Origin of the sequence: Allopusillimonas soli, from assembly GCF_004153445.1 — a bacterium.
Lineage (GTDB): Bacteria > Pseudomonadota > Gammaproteobacteria > Burkholderiales > Burkholderiaceae_B > Allopusillimonas > Allopusillimonas soli.
In genome coordinates this window covers 105729-129779 of record NZ_SDQC01000005.1, presented here as the reverse complement: position 1 = coordinate 129779, position 24051 = coordinate 105729, and the positions used below count along the sequence as shown (strand labels likewise).

18 protein-coding genes are annotated in these 24051 nt (G+C 61.5%); 14 read left to right on the top strand and 4 right to left on the bottom strand.

Going from position 1 to position 24051, the window contains the following annotated elements:
* Window positions 1-160: 160 nt before the first annotated feature.
* A complete protein-coding gene (locus ERD78_RS15525) occupies window positions 161-2458 on the bottom strand; it encodes an NADP-dependent malic enzyme (protein ID WP_129970246.1) in 2298 nt (765 codons plus the stop codon).
* Window positions 2459-2765: 307 nt separating this feature from the next.
* Here ERD78_RS15525 and ERD78_RS15520 point away from each other — a divergent pair, with 307 nt between their 5' ends.
* The 5 genes from ERD78_RS15520 (at window position 2766) to ERD78_RS15500 (ending at window position 11006) form a co-directional block, all read left to right on the top strand.
* Complete coding sequence (locus ERD78_RS15520; RefSeq protein WP_129970245.1) at window positions 2766-5636, top strand: 2-oxoglutarate dehydrogenase E1 component; 2871 nt, start codon at window positions 2766-2768, stop codon at window positions 5634-5636.
* A 36-nt stretch (window positions 5637-5672) separates the two neighbouring features.
* Entirely contained in the window at window positions 5673-6860 is a 1188-nt protein-coding gene (gene odhB / locus ERD78_RS15515) for a 2-oxoglutarate dehydrogenase complex dihydrolipoyllysine-residue succinyltransferase (RefSeq protein WP_129970244.1), read from the top strand.
* Window positions 6861-7026: 166 nt separating this feature from the next.
* Complete coding sequence (gene lpdA, locus ERD78_RS15510; protein ID WP_129970243.1) at window positions 7027-8454, top strand: dihydrolipoyl dehydrogenase; 1428 nt, start codon at window positions 7027-7029, stop codon at window positions 8452-8454.
* A gap of 69 nt (window positions 8455-8523) precedes the next feature.
* Window positions 8524-9615 carry a cell division protein ZapE gene (gene zapE / locus ERD78_RS15505; protein WP_129970242.1) on the top strand — a complete coding sequence of 364 codons (1092 nt, stop codon included), beginning with the start codon at window positions 8524-8526 and terminating at the stop codon, window positions 9613-9615.
* Window positions 9616-9662: 47 nt separating this feature from the next.
* A complete protein-coding gene (locus tag ERD78_RS15500) occupies window positions 9663-11006 on the top strand; it encodes a tryptophan--tRNA ligase (protein ID WP_129970241.1) in 1344 nt (447 codons plus the stop codon).
* Window positions 11007-11081: 75 nt separating this feature from the next.
* Here ERD78_RS15500 and ERD78_RS15495 read toward each other — a convergent pair whose 3' ends face one another.
* Window positions 11082-11612, bottom strand: coding sequence for a hypothetical protein (locus ERD78_RS15495; RefSeq protein WP_129970240.1), 531 nt, complete (start codon window positions 11610-11612; stop codon window positions 11082-11084).
* 2 nt (window positions 11613-11614) lie between these two features.
* Window positions 11615-13984: a Tex family protein gene (locus ERD78_RS15490; RefSeq protein ID WP_129970239.1), complete on the bottom strand. Its 2370-nt coding sequence runs from the start codon at window positions 13982-13984 to the stop codon at window positions 11615-11617.
* A 154-nt stretch (window positions 13985-14138) separates the two neighbouring features.
* Here ERD78_RS15490 and yoaA point away from each other — a divergent pair, with 154 nt between their 5' ends.
* The gene (gene yoaA / locus ERD78_RS15485) at window positions 14139-16277 is read left to right on the top strand and encodes a DNA repair helicase YoaA (protein WP_129970546.1); all 2139 of its coding nucleotides are present in this window, start codon (window positions 14139-14141) and stop codon (window positions 16275-16277) included.
* Window positions 16278-16312: 35 nt separating this feature from the next.
* On the opposite strand, the gene ERD78_RS15480 is transcribed toward yoaA, so the two are convergent.
* Complete coding sequence (locus ERD78_RS15480) at window positions 16313-17098, bottom strand: outer membrane protein assembly factor BamD (RefSeq protein ID WP_129970544.1); 786 nt, start codon at window positions 17096-17098, stop codon at window positions 16313-16315.
* Window positions 17099-17209: 111 nt separating this feature from the next.
* Between ERD78_RS15480 and ERD78_RS15475 the strand changes: the two genes are divergently transcribed.
* From ERD78_RS15475 to ERD78_RS15440, 8 genes are all read left to right on the top strand, one after another.
* A complete protein-coding gene (locus ERD78_RS15475; RefSeq protein WP_129970238.1) occupies window positions 17210-18205 on the top strand; it encodes an RluA family pseudouridine synthase in 996 nt (331 codons plus the stop codon).
* Window positions 18193-19032 (top strand): peptidoglycan editing factor PgeF, encoded by an 840-nt coding sequence (pgeF, locus tag ERD78_RS15470; protein ID WP_129970237.1) that lies wholly within the window; start codon window positions 18193-18195, stop codon window positions 19030-19032. Before ERD78_RS15475 ends, pgeF begins: the two co-directional genes overlap by 13 nt.
* 65 nt (window positions 19033-19097) lie before the next feature.
* Entirely contained in the window at window positions 19098-20726 is a 1629-nt protein-coding gene (phaC, locus tag ERD78_RS15465; protein WP_129970236.1) for a class I poly(R)-hydroxyalkanoic acid synthase, read from the top strand.
* An 83-nt stretch (window positions 20727-20809) separates the two neighbouring features.
* Window positions 20810-21547: an acetoacetyl-CoA reductase gene (phbB, locus tag ERD78_RS15460; RefSeq protein WP_129970235.1), complete on the top strand. Its 738-nt coding sequence runs from the start codon at window positions 20810-20812 to the stop codon at window positions 21545-21547.
* 78 nt (window positions 21548-21625) lie between these two features.
* Window positions 21626-22201, top strand: coding sequence for a polyhydroxyalkanoate synthesis repressor PhaR (gene phaR / locus ERD78_RS15455; protein WP_129970234.1), 576 nt, complete (start codon window positions 21626-21628; stop codon window positions 22199-22201).
* Between the two features lie 89 nt (window positions 22202-22290).
* Window positions 22291-22827 carry an iron transporter gene (locus tag ERD78_RS15450; protein ID WP_129970233.1) on the top strand — a complete coding sequence of 179 codons (537 nt, stop codon included), beginning with the start codon at window positions 22291-22293 and terminating at the stop codon, window positions 22825-22827.
* Window positions 22827-23171: a cupredoxin domain-containing protein gene (locus tag ERD78_RS15445; protein ID WP_129970232.1), complete on the top strand. Its 345-nt coding sequence runs from the start codon at window positions 22827-22829 to the stop codon at window positions 23169-23171. The genes ERD78_RS15450 and ERD78_RS15445 overlap by 1 nt, the downstream gene beginning before the upstream one ends.
* A 15-nt stretch (window positions 23172-23186) precedes the next feature.
* Window positions 23187-24041: an FTR1 family iron permease gene (locus ERD78_RS15440; RefSeq protein WP_129970231.1), complete on the top strand. Its 855-nt coding sequence runs from the start codon at window positions 23187-23189 to the stop codon at window positions 24039-24041.
* The last annotated feature ends 10 nt before the right edge of the window (window positions 24042-24051 follow it).

Below are 24051 nucleotides of genomic sequence, written 5' to 3'. Positions count from 1 at the left end.
CGCCGGCCAGGTCGGAATGAACGTCGCGGGCCGGACTGCTGCGCCAGATCGGCGCTGCAGTTGGCTTGCCGCCTCGTCATTCTCGGTTCAGTTGTCCCAAATCGGAATTTTGTTTTGACGAGGGCGGCGTTCCAGGAAGATTAAGAGCGGCTGCCGGAGGCTACAGCGACACTTGTCCGGCCTCTTGCTGGGCGTCGACAACGGCCAGCGCCGTCATGTTGACGATGCGACGCACGGTGGAGCTTGTGGTGAGGATATGCACCGGTCGAGCCGCACCCAGCAGCACGGGTCCCATGGCAACGCCGTTGCTGCCCGTCATTTTGAGCATGTTGTAGGTGATGTTGCCTGTGTCGAGATTCGGGGTGATCAGAAGGTTGGCAGGGCCCTTCAGTGTTGAGTCGGGGAATGACTTCAGCCGTATGGCTTCCGACAGTGCCGAGTCGGCGTGCATTTCGCCGTCCACCTCGAGTTCGGGCGCCTGCTGCGCCAACAGCTCGCGCGCCTGGGCCATCTTGCGCGACGAAGCCGTGCGGCGGCTGCCGAAATTGGAATGCGAAAGCAGGGCGATCTTGGGCACGACGCCGAACCGTTGCATCTCCTGGGCGGCCTGTATGGTCATATCGGCAATCTGCTCCGCGCTCGGGTTCTCGTTGACATGGGTGTCGCAGATGAACAGCGTCTGGGTGGGCAGCATCAGCACATTCATGGCCGCGAAGGTCGTGACGCCGGGCTTCAAGCCGATGACCTCCTCGACATATTTGAGCTGGTTGTCGAAGCGGCTGCTCACGCCGCAGATCATGGCATCGGCATCGCCGCGCTGTAGCAGCATGACGCCGATGAGCGAATTGTGCTTGCGTACCATGGCCTTGGCGATTTCGGGGGTGACGCCGTCGCGTCCCTTGAGCTTGTAGTAGGCGCTCCAGGTTTCGTTGAAGCGGGAATCGTCTTCTGGATCGACAATCTCGATGTCGCGCCCCGTTTCCAGGCGCAGGCCGAACTTGCGTATGCGCATGTCGATGACCGACGGTCTGCCCACCAGGATGGGATGGCCGATGTTCTCGTCCACAATGGTCTGCGCCGCGCGCAGAACCCGCTCGTCTTCGCCATCGGCGTAGATGACGCGCTTAGGGGCCTTCTTGGCCTGCATGAAGAGAGGGCGCATGAGCTGTCCGGTATGGTAGACCAGGCTCATGAGCTTCTGCCGGTACGCCTCCATGTCTTCGATAGGGCGTCGCGCCACGCCCGAAGCGGCGGCAGCTTCGGCCACAGCGGGTGCGATCTTGACGATAAGGCGCGAGTCGAAGGGCTTGGGAATAATGTAGTCGGGGCCGAAGGCCAGTTCCTGGCCCGCATAGGCCGTGGCAACCTCGTCGTTCTGTTCGGCTTCGGCCAGTTCGGCAATGGCCTTGACGCACGCGAGCTTCATTTCCTCGTTGATGACGGTGGCGCCAACATCGAGTGCGCCCCGAAAGATGAAGGGGAAGCACAGCACATTGTTGACCTGATTGGGATAGTCGGACCGTCCCGTGGCCATTACGCAGTCAGGCCGCGCGGCCTTTGCGACCTCGGGACGGATTTCCGGCTCGGGGTTGGCCAGCGCGAGAATGAGCGGTCGATCGGCCATGGTCTTGACCATGTCGCCGGTGAGCACACCGGGTGCAGAGCATCCCAGGAATACATCGGCGTCCCTGCAGACGTCGGCCAGCGTGCGCGCCTCGGTCTGCTGCGCATAGCGGGCCTTGTTCGCCTCCATGTTTTCGTCGCGGCCGTTGAAGATCACCCCTCGGGAGTCGACGACATAAATATTGCCATGCGCCACGCCGAGTTTCTCGAGCAGGTCCAGGCATGCAATTGCCGCGGCGCCCGCGCCGGAGCATACGAGTTTGACCTGGGAAATATCCTTGCCGACCACTTTCAGGCCATTGAGGATTGCAGCGGCCGAAATAATCGCAGTGCCGTGCTGGTCGTCGTGAAAAACCGGGATCTTCATGCGCTCGCGCAGTTTTTTCTCGATATAAAAGCATTCGGGCGCCTTGATGTCCTCAAGATTTATGCCACCCAGTGTGGGCTCAAGCGCGGCAATGATATCGACCAGCTTGTCCGGATTGGTTTCGGCCAGTTCGATATCGAACACGTCGATACCTGCGAACTTCTTGAACAGACAGCCCTTGCCTTCCATGACCGGCTTGGCGGCCAGCGGGCCGATATTGCCCAGGCCAAGCACGGCGGTGCCATTGGTGACCACGCCGACCAGGTTGGAGCGCGAGGTATACATGGAGGCCGCGTCCTCACCCTGTGCATGGATGGTGGTGCAGGCAACCGCCACGCCCGGCGAATAGGCCAGGGAGAGGTCGTCCTGGTTGGCCAGGGGCTTGGTCGGCATTACCGATATCTTGCCCGGCACGGGTTGGGCGTGGTAATCCAGGGCCAGTTTGGCCATATCTGCATTGGCATCCATACAAAAACTCCTGCTTATCGCGAAAAAAAGAACCTTACTGCCTTGTGTAAGGCCCGGGTGGAAAAAAACGGCGGCCACCGGGAGATGTGTTTGTTAAAGCCAACGCTTTTCCCGATTTCCCCGGCTTTTCCCGGCCTGGGGTTATCCCCATATGACATCAGGGGTATACTACCGTGACTACGGCTATTCAAGGCGTCGTACCGTTGCCTTCTGCCCCCCGCTATCCGCTAACCGGTCAAGCCGTGTCGCGGAAGGTTGTCCTGCATCATAACGAGCGAGACGCTCGGACAGGTGAAGCGTAAATAAAATGTCATCGGAAAAAGAACTTTCATCCAATTCATATCTTTTCGGCAGCAATGCCTCCTACGTCGAGGAACTCTACGAGTCCTATCTGGATAATCCCGGTTCGGTTTCCGATCAGTGGCGAATCTACTTTGACCAGCTTCAGCATCTGCCTGCCGCCGATGGCAGTGAAAGTACCCGCGATCAGGCCCATGCGCCCGTCGTGGCGTCGTTTGCGCAGCGCGCCAAGGCCAATGCCTTTGTCTCGCACGCGGCCCAGCCCGATCTGGCCGTGGCGGGCAAGCAAGTCTATGTGCAGTCCATTATCGCAGCGTATCGCTCCCTGGGGGTGCGTTTTGCCGATCTCGACCCGCTCAAGCGCCGCGAGCGCCCCGATATTCCCGAGCTCGACCCCGCGTTCTACGGCCTGACCGAAGCTGATCTGGATCAGGTGTACTCGGCCACGAACACGTATTTCACCAAGGCCGACACCATGACCATGCGTGACATGCTCAAGGCCTTGCGTGACACCTATTGCCGGACCATCGGCGCCGAGTTCATGCACATTTCCAATCCTGCCGCCAAGCGCTGGATCCAGGAACGCCTCGAATCCACGTTGGGCGTTCCCAGCTACGAAGCCGACCGCAAGCGCCACATCCTGCAGCAGATCACCGAAGCCGAAGGCCTGGAGCGCTTCCTGCATACCAAGTATGTGGGCCAGAAGCGCTTTTCCCTTGAGGGCGGAGAAAGCTTCATTGCCTCCATGGACGAGGTGGTGCATCAAGCCGGCGAAAACGGCATCCAGGAAATCGTGGTTGGCATGGCCCACCGCGGCCGGCTCAACATGCTGGTCAATATCATGGGCAAGATGCCCGGCGACCTGTTTGCCGAATTCGAGGGCAAGCACGCCGAGGGGCTTACCGATGGCGATGTCAAGTATCACAACGGGTTTTCCAGCGATCTGTCCACGCGTGGCGGTCCCGTTCACCTTTCTCTGGCATTCAACCCATCGCACCTCGAGATCGTCAATCCTGTGGTCGAGGGTAGCGTGCGCGCCCGCCAGGACCGGCGCAACGATGAAGACGGCTTGCAAGTGCTTCCCGTGCTGGTGCATGGCGATGCAGCCTTCGCGGGGCAGGGCGTGGTTATGGAAACGCTGAACTTGGCGCAGACGCGCGGCTACGGTACAGGCGGCACCCTGCACATCGTCATCAACAACCAGATCGGCTTCACGACGTCTGACCCGCGCGACACCCGGTCGACACTGTATTGCACCGACGTCGTGAAAATGATCGAGGCGCCAGTGTTCCATGTCAATGGCGATGACCCCGAAGCGGTCGTGTATGTCACGCAGTTGGCGCTCGACTACCGCATGAAATTTCAGCACGACGTTGTCGTTGATATCGTCTGCTTCCGCAAGCTGGGCCACAACGAGCAGGACACACCATCGCTTACCCAGCCCCTCATGTACAAGAGCATCGGCAAGCACCCCGGCACGCGCAAGGTCTACGCCGACAAGCTGGTGGCGCAGGGCATCCTGGCTGAAAACGAGCCCGACCAGATGGTCAAGGACTACCGCCAGCTCATGGAGGACGGACAACGCACCATAGAGCCGGTGCTTACCGACTACAAGAACAAGTACTCCACCGACTGGTCGCCCTTCCTGGGCGCCAAATGGACAGATCAGGCCGACACCGCCGTGCCGCTTTCGGAGCTCACGCGCATCGGTGAACGCATCACGACGCTCCCCGAGAATTTCACGGTCCATACACTGGTCAACAAGCTGCTGACCGACCGGCGCAAGATGGCGCATGGCGAGCAGAATGTCGACTGGGGCATGGGCGAGCATCTGGCTTTCGCCACCTTGGTGGCGAGCGGCTATGCCATTCGCATCACCGGCCAGGATTCCGGGCGCGGCACGTTCACGCACCGCCATGCGGTGTTGCACGACCAGAAGCGCGAGCGCTGGAACGATGGCACTTACATCCCTCTCCAGAACGTATCGGACAACCAGGCGCCATTTACCGTCATTGACTCGGTTCTGTCCGAGGAGGCAGTTCTGGGGTTCGAATATGGCTACGCCACCGCGGAACCCAACACGCTGACCATCTGGGAGGCGCAGTTCGGCGATTTCGTCAATGGCGCGCAGGTGGTAATCGATCAGTTCATTTCATCCGGCGAAGCCAAGTGGGGGCGCCAATGCGGCCTGACCCTCATGCTGCCGCACGGCTACGAAGGACAGGGCCCTGAGCACTCCTCGGCGCGTGTCGAACGCTTTCTGCAGCTTTGTGCCGACAACAATATGCAGGTCGTGCAGCCAACGAACGGCGCCCAGATTTTCCATGTTCTGCGCCGCCAGATGATTCGGCCTTTCCGCAAGCCGTTGGTCATCTTCACGCCCAAGTCGCTGCTGCGCAACAAGGCAGCCACATCGCCCCTGGAAGATCTGGCCACCGGCCAGTTCCTGCCGGTCATCGGCGAACAGGACGCCAATATCGACGCGGCTGCGGTCAAGCGCCTGGTCGTCTGCTCGGGCAAGGTCTACTACGATCTGGTTCATGCGCGCGAGGAGGCGGGTCGCAAGGATGTTGCCATCCTGCGCGTCGAGCAGCTCTATCCGTTCGCCCACAAGTCGTTCCAGGCTGAAATGCAGAAGTATCCCAATGCCAGAGAGGTTGTCTGGACACAGGACGAGCCGCAGAACCAGGGACCTTGGTTCTATGTGCAACATCATCTGTACGAGAATATGGCCGAAGGCCAGAAGCTGGGCTACGCGGGACGCGCCGCCTCCGCCTCACCAGCGGTAGGCTATCTCGCCAAGCACCAGGAACAGCAGCGTGCGCTGCTCGAGCAGGCACTGGCCCCGCGGTTCAAGGGCTTCATGCTGACCAAGTAAAGAACAACCACCTACCAATACAACGGAATACTAATCATGGCTATTACAGATGTTCTCGTACCCCAGCTGTCCGAATCGATCTCGGAAGCCACGCTGCTTGAGTGGAAGAAGCAGCCCGGCGAAGCGGTGCAGGCCGATGAAATACTGATCGAGGTCGAAACCGACAAGGTGGTTCTGGAAGTGCCTGCGCCTGCATCGGGCGTACTCAAGGAAATCGTGAAGGGTGATGGCAGCACCGTCACCTCCGGCGAAGTGCTGGCCCGCATCGATACCGATGGCAAGGCCGCTGCCGCCGAGCCCGCAGAGCAGCCTGCCAAGCAGGAATCCGCCGCCGCGCCAGCCGCCTCGACCATCACTTCGCCGGCTGCCGGCAAGATTCTCGCGGACAAGGGCGTTGACCCGGCAACCGTCGAAGGCTCCGGCCGTGGCGGGCGCATCACCAAGGGCGATGCACTCGAGGCCGGCAGCGCACCCGCTAAGCAGGCCGCCGCACCCGCAGCGGCCCCCACGCTGTCGCTGGACGGCCGCCCCGAGCAGCGTGTGCCCATGAGCCGACTGCGCGCCCGCGTCGCCGAGCGCCTGCTGCAGTCGCAGTCCGAGAACGCGATTCTCACCACGTTCAACGAAGTCAACATGCAGGCCATCCTCGACCTGCGCAAACAGTACAAGGACAAGTTCGAGAAAGAGCATGGCGTCAAGCTGGGCTTTACCTCTTTCTTCGTCAAGGCCGCCGTTGCCGCGCTGAAAAAGTATCCCGTGGTCAACGCATCGGTCGATGGCAAGGACATCATCTATCACGGTTATTTCGACATCGGCATTGCCGTTGGCAGTCCTCGCGGCCTGGTTGTACCCATCCTGCGCAATGCCGACCAGCTTTCCATTGCCGAAATCGAGAAACAGATCGCTGATTTCGGCAATCGGGCACGCGACGGCAAGCTGACGCTCGAAGAGCTCACGGGCGGCACATTCTCCATTTCGAATGGTGGTGTATTCGGCTCCATGCTGTCCACGCCCATCATCAATCCGCCTCAATCGGCCATTCTGGGTATACACGCCACCAAGGATCGCCCTGTAGCAGAAAATGGCCAGGTTGTGATTCGCCCCATGAATTATCTGGCCCTGTCCTACGACCATCGCATTATTGACGGCCGCGAGGCTGTCCTTGCCCTGGTGGCGATGAAGGAAGCGCTGGAAGATCCGCAACGCCTGCTGCTTGATGTCTAGACCAGTGCCTTTTCAGGCTGCCTCGTGAAACGGGGCGGCCTGCCGGCATGCTTCATTGCGGTTCCGCCGGCGCCGGCACAGGCGCCACTTCGCCAGCCAGCCTGGCGCAAGGTTCGCGGCACCATCGTACGCAGCGTCGCAAGGCGCTCATTCACCGAGAAAAAACATGGCAAAACAATTTGACGTAGTCGTCATCGGCGCCGGCCCCGGCGGGTATATCGCGGCCATTCGCGCCGCGCAACTGGGCCTCTCTGTGGCCTGCATCGATGCATGGGCCACCGCGGACGGCAAGCCGGCTCCCGGCGGTACCTGCACCAATGTGGGCTGCATTCCATCCAAGGCATTGCTGCAGTCGTCCGAGCATTTTGAGCAGGCCAACCATCATTTCGCCGAGCACGGCATCGAAGTCAAGAGTGTGGGTCTCAAGCTCGATACGCTTTTGGGCCGCAAGAATACGGTGGTCAAGCAAAATAACGAGGGCATACTTTATCTCTTCAAGAAGAACAAAGTGACCTTCTTCCATGGCATCGGCTCGTTTGTGGGCAAGGCCGACGACGGCTGGTCCATCAAGGTGGCAGGCAAGGCCGAGGAAGCGCTGCTTGCCAGACATGTCATCGTCGCCACGGGCTCTTCACCGCGCCAACTGCCCGGCCTTTCTTTTGATGAAGACAAGATCCTGTCCAACGATGGCGCGCTGCGCATTCCTGCCGTGCCGAAGAAGCTGGGCGTTATTGGCGCGGGCGTAATCGGCCTGGAACTGGGCAGTGTGTGGCGGCGCCTGGGCGCCGAGGTCACCGTGCTTGAGGCCATGCCCGACTTTCTGGCCGTGGCCGACCAGCAGGTCGCCAAAGAAGCGCAAAAAGTGCTCACGAAGCAGGGATTGGCCATACATACAGGCGTTAAGATCGGCGAGGTCAAGACGACCGCCAAGTCCGTTACCGTTCCGTACACGGACGCAGCCGGTGCGGAGCAAAAACTGGTGGTTGACAGACTGATCGTGTCCATTGGGCGGGTGCCCAATGCTGATGGCCTGGGCGCCGATGCAGTGGGCCTGAAACGCGATGAGCGCGGCTTCATTGCGGTCGATGACGACTGCAAGACCAATCTGCCCAATGTGTGGGCGGTGGGTGATGTCGTGCGCGGCCCCATGCTTGCGCACAAGGCAGAAGAAGAGGGCGTTGCCGTGGCCGAGCGTATCGCCGGCCAGCACGGTCACGTCAATTTCGCCACCATTCCGTCTGTCATCTATACCTCGCCCGAGATTGCCTGGGTTGGCAAGAACGAGCAGCAGCTCAAGGCCGAAGGCCGCGCATATAAGGCAGGCAGTTTCCCCTTCATGGCCAATGGGCGCGCCCGGGCGTTGGGCGACACCACAGGCTTCGTGAAGGTGCTGGCCGATGCGAAGAGTGATGAGGTGCTGGGGGTGCACATCATCGGACCCATGGCTTCCGAGCTGATTTCCGAAGCCGTGACCATCATGGAATTCCGTGGCGCAGCAGAGGACATTGCCCGTATCTGCCATGCCCATCCCACGTTGTCCGAAGCCATGAAGGAAGCGGCATTGGCGGTGGACAAGCGTACCCTCAACCTCTGATTGCGCACCGCGCGGCCAGATTACGCAAGGGGCGGGCGGCGGGCTCGCCCTTTGTCTTTCACACACCAGATGAACGTTCGTCAATATTACGAGAAAGCCCTGCTCGACAGAGGCTATCAGCCCGATGCGGCACAAGAGGCCGCCGTGGCGCGGTTGCAGCGTTATTACGATGCCTGGGTCAATTTCAAGAAGGCGCGATCGTCACGCCTGAAGAAGATATTCCGGCGGCCCGATGTGCCGCGCGGCGTGTACATGTGGGGTGGCGTGGGCCGGGGCAAGAGCTTCCTGATGGACGCGTTCTACCTGACCGTTCCGGTCAAGCGTAAGACGCGGGTCCATTTTCACGAGTTCATGCGCGGTGTGCATGCGGAGTTGCGGGCGCTGCGCGGGCAGCAGGACCCGCTGGATGAGGTGGCGCGACGGATCGCGTCACGCTACCGGCTCATCTGCTTCGATGAGTTTCATGTGTCCGACGTGGCCGACGCGATGATTCTTCATAAATTGCTGCAAGGCCTGTTTGACCATGGCACTTCCTTTGTCATGACATCCAACTACGAGCCTTCCACACTGTATCCCGACGGCCTGCATCGTGACCGCATCCTGCCCGCCATCAAGCTGATCCAGGCGCGCATGGATGTACTCAATGTCGATGTCGGCACGGACTATCGCCGCCGTGCGCTTGAGCAGGTGCGTGCTTATCTGACGCCCATCACGGATGACACCAGAGCGGAGCTGCGGGCCATTTTCGAACGTCTGCTGGACACGGCGCCCTTGGACCCGGTGCTGACTGTCGAGCATCGCGAGCTGCGGGCGCTGGCCAGGGGCGGCAGCATAGTATGGTTCGACTTCGCCACCTTGTGCGCAGGGCCGCGGTCCCAGAACGACTATCTCGACCTCGCCAGCCGTTTCCAGACCGTGATACTTTCTGATGTTCCCCGCATGGGCGAGCGCCATGCCTCCGAAGCGCGCCGGTTTACATGGCTGGTCGATGTGTTCTACGACCACAGGATCAAGCTGGTGATTTCCGCCGAATGTCCGGCCGATGAGCTGTATGTCAAAGGACCGATGGCCAACGAATTTCAACGCACGGTGTCGCGTCTTCAGGAAATGCAGTCGCGCGAATATCTGGAGGAGGCGCGCCGGGAGGCGGTTGTACTCTAATCCATGCTGTATCCTGTTTCCCCCGAACCGTATTTGTCATTTCACCCATGAATACACGCGTACTTACCGGCATCACTCCTTCAGGCACCCCACATCTGGGCAATTACGCGGGTGCCATGCGCCCCTCCATCGAGGCCAGCACGCAGCCGGGCGTGGATGCCTTTTATTTCATGGCCGACTACCATGCCTTGATCAAATGCGATGATCCGCAGCGCATTGCCCGCTCCAGGCTCGAGATTGCGGCGACCTGGCTGGCGGCCGGCCTTGATCCGGAGCATGTCACGTTCTATCGTCAATCCGATATCCCCGAGATCCCTGAACTGTGCTGGATGCTCACCTGCGTGACACCCAAGGGCCTGATGAATCGCGCACACGCCTACAAGGCCAATGTCGACCAGAATGCATTGCGTGGCACCGATCCCGACGACGGTGTCACGATGGGGTTGTTCAGCTATCCGGTGCTCATGGCGGCCGATATTCTCATGTTCAACGCCAACAAGGTGCCCGTGGGGCGCGACCAGATCCAGCATCTGGAAATGACGCGCGATATCGCGCAGCGTTTCAACAATCTATATGGCGGGGGCAGGGATTTATTTGTGCTGCCTGAAGTGCAGGTGGATGACGACGTGGCCACGCTGCCGGGGCTCGACGGGCGCAAGATGTCCAAGAGCTACGACAATACCATTCCGCTGTTCGAGGGCGGCGCCAAGGCGCTGCGCGCGGCCATCATGCGCATCGTTACGGATTCGCGCGGACCCGGCGAACCCAAGGATGCCGAGCAGTCGCATCTCTATATGCTTTACCGGGCTTTTGCGTCCCGCGACGAGGCGGCGCAGTTCCGCAGGCAGCTTGAGGAAGGCATGGGCTGGGGCGATGCCAAAACCCAGCTTTATGATTATCTGGAGAATATACTGGCGCCGATGCGCGAGCGCTACATTGCCTTGACGGCTCGCCCCGACCGGATTGAAGATATTCTGCAGGCAGGCGCCGACAAGGCCCGCAAGCTGTCCCGTCCATTCATGGACCAGTTGCGCGAGGCGGTTGGCTTGCGCGCGGTGGCGGGTCCGGGCGTGGCGGGCGCAGGCGCGACGGCGAAGAAAAAAACAAAAGCCAGGAAGGCGCGTTTTGTCAGCTTTAGGGATGAAGCGGGGCAGTTTCGTTTTCGCCTGCTTGGCGCAGATGGGCAGGAGCTGATGCTGTCGGCCGCCTTCAATGATGCCAAGGCTGCGGGCAAGGCCATGAGCACACTCAAACTCGAACCATTGGATGCGCTTGCCACTGAAGCCGAAGGCATGGTGACGGTGCGTCTGGGCGATGCGGTGATCAGCCGGTTCGAAACGGCACTGTTGCCATTGGTGCGCGACGCCATCGCGCAAACCGCCGAGGCTTGATCCACTCGCTTTTGCATCGCTCGCGGGCGCGATGAAGCGCCCGCGGCGCAAACGCGTGGCCGCAGGGCTGCGAGTTCAGGCGCATAACTCCGCGTAAAGCCCCAGTTGACCGCACAGGGCCAGGATATCGTCAACCTGCTCGCGCAGCACGAGTATGACCTGAAAATCGTGCGTGTAGCTTTGGCCGAAAGCAAGAAGGCGGTAGCGGGGATGATGCATCCGCAGTTGGGCTTCGGTCCATTGATAGAAATCGTCGACCGTCTGGAAGTCGTTGTCATCGTACGGATAGGGCGGCAGCAAGGGCCGCTCGAAAGCAGCCACGATCTGCTCATAGAGCTCGTCCACCGTATCGGCGACGGCGAAATAATCTTCGAGCTCCACAAAAATAATGAAAGCCGTTATGGCGGGCGAGGGCTGGCCAGCCAGGCGTGCGGCCTCGGGGCCGTATTCGCGATGCAAGACGGCCTCGGCGTCGTCCCTGGCGTGTTGGCACAGGGCGGCGATCCGGCCGATTTCGTGTGTGTCCAGATCGCCGCAGGAAAGCATGCCCACCAGAGAGGCCAGCAGCTCGTGCACGGGCGCGTGGGGCAGGTCAGGCGTGTTCATGGCTACCGCTTCAACCGTGCAAATGCCGCCGCCATGGCTCCCATGCCTTCAGCCTGCGCCTTGCCTCCAGCGCCTGCACGCCTGGAAGCGCCTGATGGGCGGTGGTCGCCGCCCGCAGATCGCCGGGCTGGCGGCGCATCGTCGTCCAGCCGCATGGTGAGGCCGATGCGCTTGCGCGGCACATCAACTTCCTGCACCTTGACCTTCACCGTCTGGCCCACGCGCACGACATCGCGCGGGTCTTTGACGTAGCGGTTGGACAAGGCGGAGATATGCACCAGGCCGTCCTGGTGCACGCCGACGTCGACGAATGCGCCAAAATTGGCGACGTTAGTGACCACCCCTTCCAGAATCATGCCTTCATGCAGATCTGAAATGGCATTGACGCCTTCCTTGAACTGCGCCGTCTTGAATTCGGGACGAGGGTCACGGCCTGGTTTTTCGAGTTCCTGGAAGATGTCGCGAACGGTTGGCAGGCCAAAACGCTCGTCCGTGAATTCGGATGGCGAGATGCCCTTCAGCGTGCCCTGTTTACCCATGATGTCGCGAGCGTCGGCCTGGATGCGTGCCAGAATGCGCTCGACCACCGGATAGGCCTCGGGGTGAACGCTGGAGGCGTCCAGAGGGTTGCTTCCCTCTCGCACACGCAGGAAGCCAGCCGCCTGCTCGAAGGCCTTGTCGCCGAAACGGGGCACCTTGAGCAGGCTCTTGCGGTCGGCGAAGGCGCCGTTTTCGTCCCGCCAAGCCACGATATTGCGGGCAAGCAGGCTGTTCAGCCCCGAGACGCGGGTAAGCAGCGGAGCGGAGGCCGTGTTCAGGTCGACGCCTACCGCGTTCACGCAATCCTCGATGACCGCGTCCAGCGACCTGGCCAGTTCCCGCTGATTGACATCGTGCTGGTATTGCCCGACGCCGATGGCCTTGGGTTCAATCTTGACCAGCTCGGCCAGGGGATCCTGGAGCCGGCGCGCAATGGAAACCGCGCCCCGCAGGCTGACATCAAGATCAGGGAATTCCGCAGCACCCAGTTCAGAGGCGGAATACACCGAGGCGCCAGCCTCCGAGACCATGACGCGCGTCAGGGCGAGCTCAGGAAACTTGGCCTGCATGTCTACAACCAGCTTCTCGGTTTCACGCGAGGCGGTGCCATTGCCTATGGCCACGAGTTCCAGCTTGTGGCGCGCGATGAGCGCTGCCAGCGTATTGATGGCCCCCTCCCGGTCGCGGCGAGGTTCGAATGGGTAGACGGTGGCCGTGGCAAGCACCTTGCCGGTGGCATCGATGGCCGCCACCTTGACACCGGTGCGTATGCCCGGGTCCAGGCCCAGCACGGCCTTGGGGCCGGCCGGCGCAGCCAACAACAGATCTTTCAGGTTGGCTGCAAAAACCCGGATGGCTTCCTCTTCCGCTTGCTCCCGCAGCCGGCCAATCAGCTCGGATTCGAATGCCGTCAATAGTTTGACGCGCCACGTCCAGCGGCACACTTCGCCAAGCCAGCGGCCGCGCGGCGAGGCCTCGGGACCGAACTCAGCGCCCATGCCCAGGCGCCGGGCTATCCGTTCGACGCAGGGATGCGGTGTGAGGGATTCGAGTTCCGCATCAAGGCCCAACCGTATGTCCAATACGCCCTGCTGGCGTCCGCGCAACAGTGCAAGCATGCGGTGGGAGGGTACTGAGCGCAGCGGTTCGCTGAAATCGAACCAATCGCGGAAATTCGCCCCTTCGGTTTCCTTGCCCTCGACGACCTTTGCGTAGAGCAGGCCGGTGTTCCACAAATGTTCGCGCAAATCGGCCAGCAGGTCGGCGTCTTCCGCGTAGCGTTCGGCAAGAATGTCCCGTGCGCCATCCAGCGCGGCTTTGGCATCTTTTACCGTCTCGGGGTTGATATAGCCCTGGGCAAGCGCGGCCGGATCGCAGGCCCGATCGGCAAGAATGGCGTCCGCCAGAGGCTCCAGGCCCGCCTCGCGCGCGATCTGGGCTCGGGTGCGGCGCTTGGGCTTGTAGGGCGCATAAAGATCTTCCAGACGCTGCTTGGTGTCGGCCGCGCGCAGGGTCTGTTCGAGTTCGGGTGTGAGCTTTCCCTGCTGGGAGATGGAATCCAGGATGGCGGCACGGCGGCTTTCGAGATCGCGCACATAGGACAGGCGCACTTCGAGGTTGCGTAGCACGGTGTCGTCGAGGCCGCCGGTGGCTTCCTTGCGGTAGCGGGCGATGAAAGGCACTGTGGCGCCGCCGTCCAGCAGATCCACCGCCGCTGCCGCCTGTGCCGGGCGTATGCCCAACTCGGTGGCAAGCAGGGCAAGAATACGCGCGGGATCGGTTTGATGAGGGGCGATGGCGTCGGATACGGGATGAGCGAGTGTGTCAGTCATTGGTCAAAAAAAATGAGGGGTACGCGGCGCATTCTGCCACAACGGCAAGCCTGGGAATAAATACAGGGTTATCATCATGGCTTGCGCCTCCAGGCCATACTTTACCGTTTTTGGCGTACGCGCCTCGACCGCGTTTCCTCTTATTTACCTTTCGATGCTTTTCCAGGAATTGTCCGACTTGTTTGCCGCCGATGGGCCGCTTGCCCAGGCTCTGCCGGGTTATCGTCCCCGCCAGGCCCAGCTCGAGCTCGCTCAGGCCATCGAGTCAACGCTCCAGGAGCGCTCCACGCTCATTGCCGAGGCCGGAACGGGTACGGGCAAGACGTGGGCTTACCTTGTGCCGGCCTTTCTCAGCGGCGGCAAGGTGCTGGTCTCCACGGGCACCCGCACGCTGCAGGACCAGTTATTTCGCCGCGATGTGCCCCGGCTGCGCGAGGCCCTGGCCCTGCCGGTTTCCGTCGCCCTGCTCAAGGGGCGAGGCAATTACGTGTGCCATTATCATCTGGGCCGGCTGGCGGGCGACGACCGCGCGCTCAAGTCCCGTGCTGAAATCGGCCAGTTGCGCAGCATCCAGGTTTTCGCAGGCCGTACCGCCACTGGCGATCGCGGCGATCTGGCCGAAGTGCCCGAAGACGCCGATATCTGGAACCGCGTGACCTCCACGCGTGAAAACTGCCTCGGGCAGGAGTGTCCTCACGTCAAGGACTGCTTCGTTCTCAAGGCGCGTCGCCAGGCCCAGGATGCAGATCTCGTGGTCGTCAATCACGCGCTGTTCATGGCGGACATCGTGCTGCGCGAGGAAGGCATCACCGATTTGCTGCCCGATGTCGATCTTGTGGTGTTCGACGAAGCGCATCAGTTGCCCGACATCGCCACGCGGTTCCTCGGGACCAGCGTTTCGACGCACCAACTGCTCGATCTCGCCCGCGGCACCGAGGCGGCCGGGCTTGCCCATGCACGCGAAGCAACCAACTGGAGCCTCGTGGGCAAGGAAATCGAACAGGCCGCCCGCAATCTCAGGCTGGCTGCCGCGCCCATAGACAAGCTGCCCGGGCGCAAGGCCACGTTCGAGGCCATGCCTGAGGCCCAGGCCTTCGACGAGGGCCTGGCGCAGCTGTTGGCGACACTCGATCGCAGCGCTCAACTATTGGGCGTGGTGCGGGACAAACATCCCGATCTGGCCGCCGCCCTGAAGTCATGCCTGGATTTACGCGCCCGGCTTTTTCTGTGGAGCCAGCCTGATCGTCTTGGAAACAATGCCTTGGCGCGGCCGCTGCCTGGCCTAACGCGGGACGATGATCCACTCGCGCCGCTGCCCTCCGTTGCGGGCAGCTTCGAGCTCAATGCGCCAGCGGTTTCGCCGGACCTGCAGGCGCCCGCTGTGTCAGGCCTGCGCGGCGTACCGTCGGTCCGCTGGGCCGAGCTCGGGCCCAGCCATCTGCGCCTGCACAGCGCGCCGTTGTCGGTGGCGCAGATATTCTCGCGTTACCGGCGCCCCGGGCAGGCGTGGGTGCTTACCTCCGCCACACTGTCGGTAAATGGCGATTTTGGCCATTTCACCCGCCAGCTGGGTCTGGCAGAGGCCGCGGCCATGCACTGGGATTCACCATTCGATTACGGGTCGCAGGGCGTTCTCTACGTGCCGCGCAATCTGCCGCTGCCTGGCGATCAGCGCTTCAATCAGCGTTTTGTCGAGACGCTGATGCCGCTGGTTACCGCGGCGCAAGGCGGCGTGCTGGTGTTATGCACGACCCTGCGGGCAGTAGACCATATTGCCTCCTTGCTTGAAGCGTGCTTCGAGGACGTGGGCATGGATCGCTTGCTGCTGAAACAGGGCGACATCGCACGCAGAGCCCTGCTGGAGCGTTTTCGCCAGGCGGGCAATGCAGTGCTGGTAGGCAGCGCGAGTTTCTGGGAGGGCATCGATGTGCCGGGCGATGCGCTTACGCTGGTTGCAATCGACAAGCTGCCCTTCGCACCGCCTGACGACCCCGTGCTCGCGGCGCGCCTGAACCAATGCCGTGCCCAGGGCGGCAACCCATTCATGGAGTATCAATTGCCCGAGGCGGCCATTGCACTCAAGCAAGGCGCAGGCAGGCTGATACGCTCCGAGGCTGATTGGGGCGTGCTGCTAGTCGGTGATACACGCCTGGTTGATAAGCCCTACGGACGCCTGTTGTGGCGGGGCTTGCCGCCTTTTTCCCGCACACGGGAAGCAGGGCAGGCGCTGGCATTCCTGCGGGAGAAGCAGGCCGGCAGTCACGCAGTTGCGGCGGAAACGCTGCCGCCCTGAGCGGGCAGCGCGCTTGGCCAACGCGCCGGGCAGGGCTAGAACCAGTTGATCGGATTCCAGGCGCTTCCTTCTTCGTCCAACCCTTGCTTGTAGTATTTGCTGTCGGGATAGTTGGTGTCCAACACGCGTTTGGCATCGTCGCGCAGCTTGGGCAGATTCAGCTTATCGTAGGACAGCATCATGATGTACAGCGCCTTTTCAGCGACGGGAACGCCCTGGAAGTCGGAGATCACGGTCTTGGCGCGATTGACAGCCGCCACATACGCGCCGCGCTCGTAATAGTACTGCGCAACATGCACCTCGTTCTTGGCAATGGTGTCCACGAGCCAGGTGAGGCGCAGGCGGGCGTCTGTTGCGTAGCGGCTGTCTGGATACTGCTTGATGAGCTCGTTGAAGGCCTCGTAGGACTCGCGCAGTCCCTTGGGGTCGCGCTCGCTGGGGTCCTGGCGCGTGATCTTCGAGAATGCAGCGCTGGGTGGCGTAAAGGTAACAAGCCCTTTCAGATAGAGCATGTAGTCGGAGCCGGGGTGGTTGGGATACTGGCGCTGAAAGCGATCGATGGCGGCCAGTGCCTGTTCCGGCTCTTCATCCTTCCAGTTGACATAGGCCTGGTCGATGAGCGCCTGCTGCGCATAAGGGCCGAACGGGTAGCGCGCCTCGATTGTTTCCAGTCGCGTACGCGCTTTTTCCCAGTTGCCGGCAGACATCTCATTGCGGGCGTCCTTGTACAACTGCTCGGCCGTCCAGCCCGCCGTTTCGTCGCGTTCAGGCTTGGTCGTTCCGCAGGCGGAAAGCAGCATGATGGCAATCAGCCCCAGCATGGCCAGCCACAGGCGTGCATGGCCAGGGTGGCGCAGCGAATAGGAATCGGTTCGGGTCACAGAAAGCATCCTTGGTGTTAGCATTGCACGCTGATTATACGGTTACTCATTATGCCTGAGACGGAAAACGCCCACCAACGTTCCCCGGCGTCCCAGCCCATTATGTTCCGGCTTGCGCCGGACGCGCCCGCCGAGCGCCTGGACAAGGCGCTGGCGCGGCTGCTGCCCGAACATTCCCGCAGCCGCCTGCAGGGGTGGATCGAGCACGGCAAGGTGCTGGTCAACGGGCAGACGGGCAAGCGCAAGCAAGCCGTCTACCCGGGCGACGAGCTTACCGTCTGGATCCAGGCGTCGCCCGAATCCCTCGCCTTCACGGCTCAGGATGTGGCTTTCGGCGTCATCGCCGAAAGCCCCGACTGGATCGTGGTTGACAAGCCAGCAGGCCTGGTCACGCATCCGGGAGCGGGCAACTGGAGCGGTACCCTGCTCAACGGCCTGCTGTTCCGCTATCCGGAGTTGGTCTCGGTGCCGCGGGCGGGCATAGTGCATCGCCTGGACAAGGACACCTCGGGCCTGCTGGTCGTCGCACGCCATGAACGGGCGCAAACCCATCTGGTGCGTCAGCTGCAGGCGCGCAGTGTCAGCCGGGAGTATATTGCGCTGGTGCATGGCCAGCTGCGGCAAGCCTCCACCGTACGCGCGCAGATAGGCCGAGATCCGCGTGTCCCGGTGCGTATGTCGGCGGAACGCCCTATTGCACCCAAGCCGGCCGTAACGCACTACACACCGCTCAGGTCGGGCCACTTGCAGCAGAATGGGGCATGCGATGGCGGACAGGCCGGGCCGCGCTGGCCCGTCACTGAAGTCGTGTGTGCGCTCGAGACAGGGCGCACGCATCAAATTCGCGTGCATATGGCCAGCATAGGCCATCCCCTGCTGGGCGACACGCTATACGGAGGGCGCATGGCCGAGGGCGTGGCCCGCCATCTACTTCATGCGCGCGCCTTGCGTTTCGACGATTTTTCCACTGGCGAGCGGTTGGCTTTCGAGTCCGAGTTGGCAGCCGATCTTCAGCATGTACTGGACACTATTGCATGGCAAACTTGACGCGGCATGACGATACGGACGCACCGGCAACCATTTCAGGCCAGGCATGGCCGGGCGTGAATTATTTTTGCACGACGCGCGCCGGAGGCGGCAGTCGCGGGGTTTGGACGTCGTTCAATCTCGGCGAGCATGCAGGCGACGACCCCACGGACGTGGCAGCCAATCGTCAGGTGCTGCGTGCCGGCCTGCCGGGCGAGCCGTGCTGGCTGCGTCAAGTGCACGGCGCAGCCGTCTGGGATGCTGATCTGGGCTGCTATGCCGTATGCCCGACCGGCGCGGATGGCGCCGCCCGCGGCGGGCCGGAAGGGGAGGCTGCCCCGCCCGCCGATGCGTCGATCACGGAACGTCCCGGGCAGGTGCTGGCAATTTTGACCGCCGATTGCTTGCCCATCGTCATAGCAAGCAGCGATGGCAGGGCGCTTGGCGTTGCGCATGCGGGCTGGAAGGGTCTGGCGGCAGGCGTGCTGGAGAATACCCTGGGATGCCTGCGCAAACGTGCGCCACAAGCGGCTTCGTGGCGCGCCTGGATAGGGCCTGGCATCGGCCAGGTGCATTTCGAGGTGGGTGGCGATGTACTCGATGCTTTCACTTGCAAGGATTCTGGCGCCCGCACATTCTTCGCGGCACGGCCTGCCGGTGGCAAATGGCTGGCGGATCTGGCAGGCCTGGCGCGATACAGGCTGCAGCGCGCCGGCGTGAGTGACATCGAACTCAGCGGTGAATGCACGTACAGGCGGGACAGATTGTATTATTCGTATCGGCGCGAGCACGTGACCGGACGCATGGCAACGCTGGCCTGGCTGACGGGTGCTAGCGACTTACCCTGATTGACAGCCTCCTGCGCGACGGACACCATTGACCCACAGAGCGTTGCATTACCAAGGTGTCTGAATTGAGTGCTTCATATTCGTCAACACGGCCTATGCCGGTCGGCATCGCGCCGGACAGGCTTGCGGAAATTCAGGCAGAGTTTGCGCGGGGATGGCACACCCTCTGTGCGCAGGCACAGCAAGGCGGCTTGGAACCACCTCGCGATAGACGGTTTAGTAATCCGGCCTGGGCCAGCGATCCTCGCCATGCCTTCATGGCTCACGCGTGGACGCTTTCCTCGAAAGCGCTTTCCGATATGGTCGAGGCGGCGCAACTGCCGGAGGCGGCACGCAACCGGCTGCGTTTTGCCGTGATGCAATGGGCGGAGGCCAGTTCACCGAGTAATTTCATCGCCACCAATCCCGAGGCGCAGCAGGCGCTGCTTGAGACTGGCGGTCAGTCCTTGCTGCGCGGGCTCGGCAATCTCATGCAAGACATGCAGCGGGGGCGCCTGACGCAATCGGATGAATCGGGCTTTCAGCTTGGCGTGTCGCTGGCCACGACGGAAGGGCACGTCATCTTCCAGAACGAGTTAATACAGCTTATACAGTACACGCCCCGCAACGCCCGGACGTACCGCACGCCGCTGCTTATCGTGCCTCCCTGCATCAACAAGTACTATATTTTGGATCTGCAGCCTGCCAACTCCTTCGTGCGCCACGCGCTTGAGCAGGGGTTTTCCGTCATGCTGATTTCCTGGCGCAATCCCTTGCCGTCGGATGGGGACGGCATCGATGCCGCTACATGGCGCGACTATCTGTGTGACGGTGTACTCGAGGCGGTGCGGGTTGCGAGAGAGGTGTCGGGGCAACCGCAGATCAATGCACTCGGGTTCTGCGTCGGGGGGACGCTGCTTGCGTCGGCGCTGGCGCTGGCGCTGGCGCGCGGAGATGATCCCGTGCGCGCACTTACGCTGCTCACCACGCTGCTCGACTTCAGCGATACCGGCGTGCTCGGCGTGTTTGTGGACGAGGCGCATGCGCAGGCGCGGGAACAGCAGCTTGGCGCCGGCGGTCTCATGTCCGCGCGCGAGCTTGGCACCACGTTTTCCTTTCTGCGGCCGGCGGAACTGGTCTGGAACTATGTGGCCGGCAACTATCTGAAGGGCAACACGCCACCCGCGTTCGACCTTCTGTACTGGAATGCCGACGGCACCAATCTGCCCGGCCCGTTCTTTGCCTGGTATTTCCGCAATACCTACCTGGAGAACAATCTCAAGATACCGGGTCGCATCAAGGTTGACGGCCATCCCCTGGATCTGGGCCGCTTGCGCATGCCCGTTTACCTGTATGGTTCGCGCGACGACCATATCGTACCTTGGCGCTCCGCCTATGCCAGCAGCCAGTTGCTGCGCGGGGAAACGCGGTTCGTGCTTGGGGCTTCGGGGCATATTGCGGGCGTCATCAATCCGCCCGACAAAGGCAGGCGCAGCCACTGGGTGCACGATGCCTGTGACGACGGGCTGCCCGGCGACCCGGACCTCTGGATGGCGGGTGCACAGGAGCGGCCCGGTAGCTGGTGGCCGGACTGGAGCGCCTGGCTGGCCGGTCATTCGGGCGCCATGGTGCGTGCCTCGCGCAAGCCGGGCGGCGCAGGCTACAAGGCCATCGAGCCCGCGCCTGGACGCTATGCCGCGACACGCGCAACCTAGCTGTAAATTTAAATCTGGTTTCAACATTCGCCAGCTAAGCTGGCGGGACATTGTAGACACTGATGAAGAAGAAGGAGAAGGCTATGGGTGGCAAACTTGCTTATGTGACGGGGGGGATGGGAGGCATAGGCACGTCCATTTGCCAGCGCTTGGCGAAGGATGGCTTTACGGTGGTGGCAGGCTGCGGCCCCAGCCGCAATTTTCAGCAGTGGCTCGATGACCAGGCGGCACAGGGCTACACCTTTCATGCCTCTGTCGGCAATGTCTCGGACTGGGATTCCACGATGCAGGCATTCAACCAGATCCGGGAGAACCTCGGGCCGGTGGACGTCCTGGTCAATAATGCCGGCATAACGCGCGACGGGCTGTTTCGAAAGATGAGCCACGAAGACTGGCGGGCGGTCATCGACACCAATCTGAACAGCCTGTTCAATGTGACCAAGCAGGTCATCGAGGACATGGTCGATCGCCAATGGGGCCGCATTATCAACATCAGCTCGGTGAACGGACAGAAGGGGCAGTTCGGCCAGACCAACTACTCAACAGCCAAGGCCGGCATCCATGGCTTCACCATGGCCCTCGCCCAGGAAGTGGCGGGCAAGGGCGTTACCGTCAATACCGTGTCGCCTGGCTACATCGGTACGGACATGGTCAGGGCCATGCGCCCGGATATCCTGGAGAAGATCGTAGCCACCATCCCGGTGCGCCGTCTTGGCACGCCGGAGGAGATTGGCTCCATTGTGGCCTGGCTGGCCTCGGACGAATCGGGTTTTGCGACGGGCGCCGACTTTTCTCTGAACGGCGGGCTGCATATGGGGTAACCTCTGGGCTTGGGGCTCTCATGGCCCCGCCCTGTTTGTAAAATTATTACTATGGACACCCATTAACCGGCTCGAGTCATGACCCAATCCGACGCGCAAAGCGCAATACGCCTGATCAAGAAATATCCCAACAGACGGCTTTACGACACCCGCAACAGCGCTTACATCACGTTGGCCGATGTCAAGCAGATGGTGTTGGACGCAGAACAGTTCCAGGTGGTGGATGCCAAGACAGGCCAGGAACTCACGCGTAGCATCCTGCTCCAGATCATTCTCGAGGAGGAGAGCGGCGGCATGCCCATGTTTTCGGCAACCACCTTGTCGCAGATCATCCGATTCTACGGACACGCCATGCAGGGCGTGATGGGTTCGTTTCTGGAGAAGAATGTTGCTGCCTTCATCGAGATCCAGGAGCGCATGGCGGAACAATCCAAGGGCCTCTACGGGCAGCAGTTCGGGCCAGAGGCCTGGGCGCAATTCATGAACGTGCAGGCGCCGATACTGCAGAACATGATGAGCAACTACGTGGATCAAAGCAAGAACCTGTTCGTACAGATGCAGGATCAAATGCAGGACCAGACGCGAAACATGTTCTCCGTCTTCCCGTTCGGCGTAACGCCTGGCGACAAAAACAAGGACAAGAACGAAGGATAGGCCACTGCCGCATCCGGCCCCATTCAGATTCATGTAAGACGCCTTGCTTCATAATAATGAGAATGAATCTTGTTAATGGAGTGCGAGGCATGTACAAACATTTGGCGACATTGATATTGGGTGCAGGGCTTGCAATGCCCGCGCTTGCGCTGGAATATCCGATAGGCCAGCCTGCCGAGCATGCGGGGCTTGAAGTGGCCGCCGTCTATCTTCAGCCGGTGACCATGGAACCCGAGGGCGTCATGCGCGATGCCAAGGATTCCGACATTCATCTTGAGGCGGACATCCATGCCACGGCCGATAACAAGAATGGCTTGCCGGAAGGCGCCTGGGCACCGTATCTGAACATCAAGTATCGCCTGCAGAAAAAGGGCAGCGACGAGGTTATCGAAGGCGACCTGATGCCCATGGTGGCCAATGATGGCCCACACTATGGCGACAACGTCAAGCTCGACGGGCCGGGCAAGTACACACTGACTTTCTTCATCGCGTCGCCGGAAGCCAACAAGATGAATCACTTCGGACGCCACGTCGATAAAGAGACCGGCGTTGCGCCATGGTTCAAGCCATTCGAAGAACATTATGAGTTCGTCTTTGCAGGCACAGGCAAGAAAGGCGGCTACTGATGGCGAAGTTGCTGCGCAGCTTGTTGATGGCGGTGCTCCTGCTGTGCGCGGCCGGGCCTGCGCTGGCTGCCGGGCTGCCCACCTTTGAATTGCGTTTCAAGGATGACGGCACGTTCGAGCCGGCGCGGCTCGAGGTGCCGGCCGGTCGTTTCAAGATCAAGCTGATCAACGAAAGCAAGCAGCCCGTCGAGTTCGAAAGCCTGCCGCTGCGCAAGGAAAAGGTGCTGGGCCCTGGCGTCAGTTCGTTTGTGGTCATTACGATCTCGCGCCCTGGCGAGTACCCCTTTTTTGATGACTTCCATCAAGATGTAAAAGGCACACTGGTCGTGCTGCCCAAGCCGTGACCCCTATGGGTATTTATGGAACAAGTTGCATTCATCGTCTGGCGTGAAAGCGTCGAAGCCCTTCTGGTCGTGGGCATTTTGTACACATGGCTTCGGGCCAGTCCCGAGGGCCGCAAGGGAATGCCTTGGCTGTGGGGGGGCGTAGCCGCGGGGCTGGGTCTGGCCGTGCTGCTTGCGCTCGTGCTGCTGGGGATATCTTCCTGGCTTTCGGACACTGGCCAGGAATGGTTCCAGGCCATCATGGCTTTCGCCGCCTGCGCTTTGGTGGTGCAGATGGTGTACTGGATGCGCTGCCATGGCCGCGGGCTCAAGCGCGAACTGGAGCAGGGGGCCAGCCAGGATGTGGCCAGCAACAATTGGTGGGGGCTGCTGGTGCTGGTTGCGATTGCCGTGGCTCGCGAAGGCAGCGAAACCGTGGTGTTTCTCTACGGCACCATCATGGCCGGCGTTGCCGAGGGCTCCGGCGCTATGCTCGCATTGGCCGGTGCTCTGGGATTCGTGGCGGCGCTGATTTCGTTCTGGCTGCTGCAGGCTGGCGGCAGGCTCATTACCTGGCGCCGTTTTTTCAAGCTTACGGAAATACTGCTGCTCCTGCTGGCCAGCGCGTTGCTGATATCCGGCGCTGATCATCTTATCTCCCTGGGTGTCCTGCCCACGCTTGTCGACCCGGTATGGGACAGCAGCTGGCTGCTGGATACCAGCGGCGACCTGGGCAAAGTGCTGGCCGACTTCGCGGGCTATCGTGCATACCCCTGCCTGTCGCAGCTGATTCTCTGGCTTGCCTACTGGCTGACAGTCTATCTGCTGCTGCGCCGCGCGGATGCGAGTTCTGGCACGGTGCGCGCGGCATCGGCATCGGCCAGGGCTTAGTGCGGAGCGA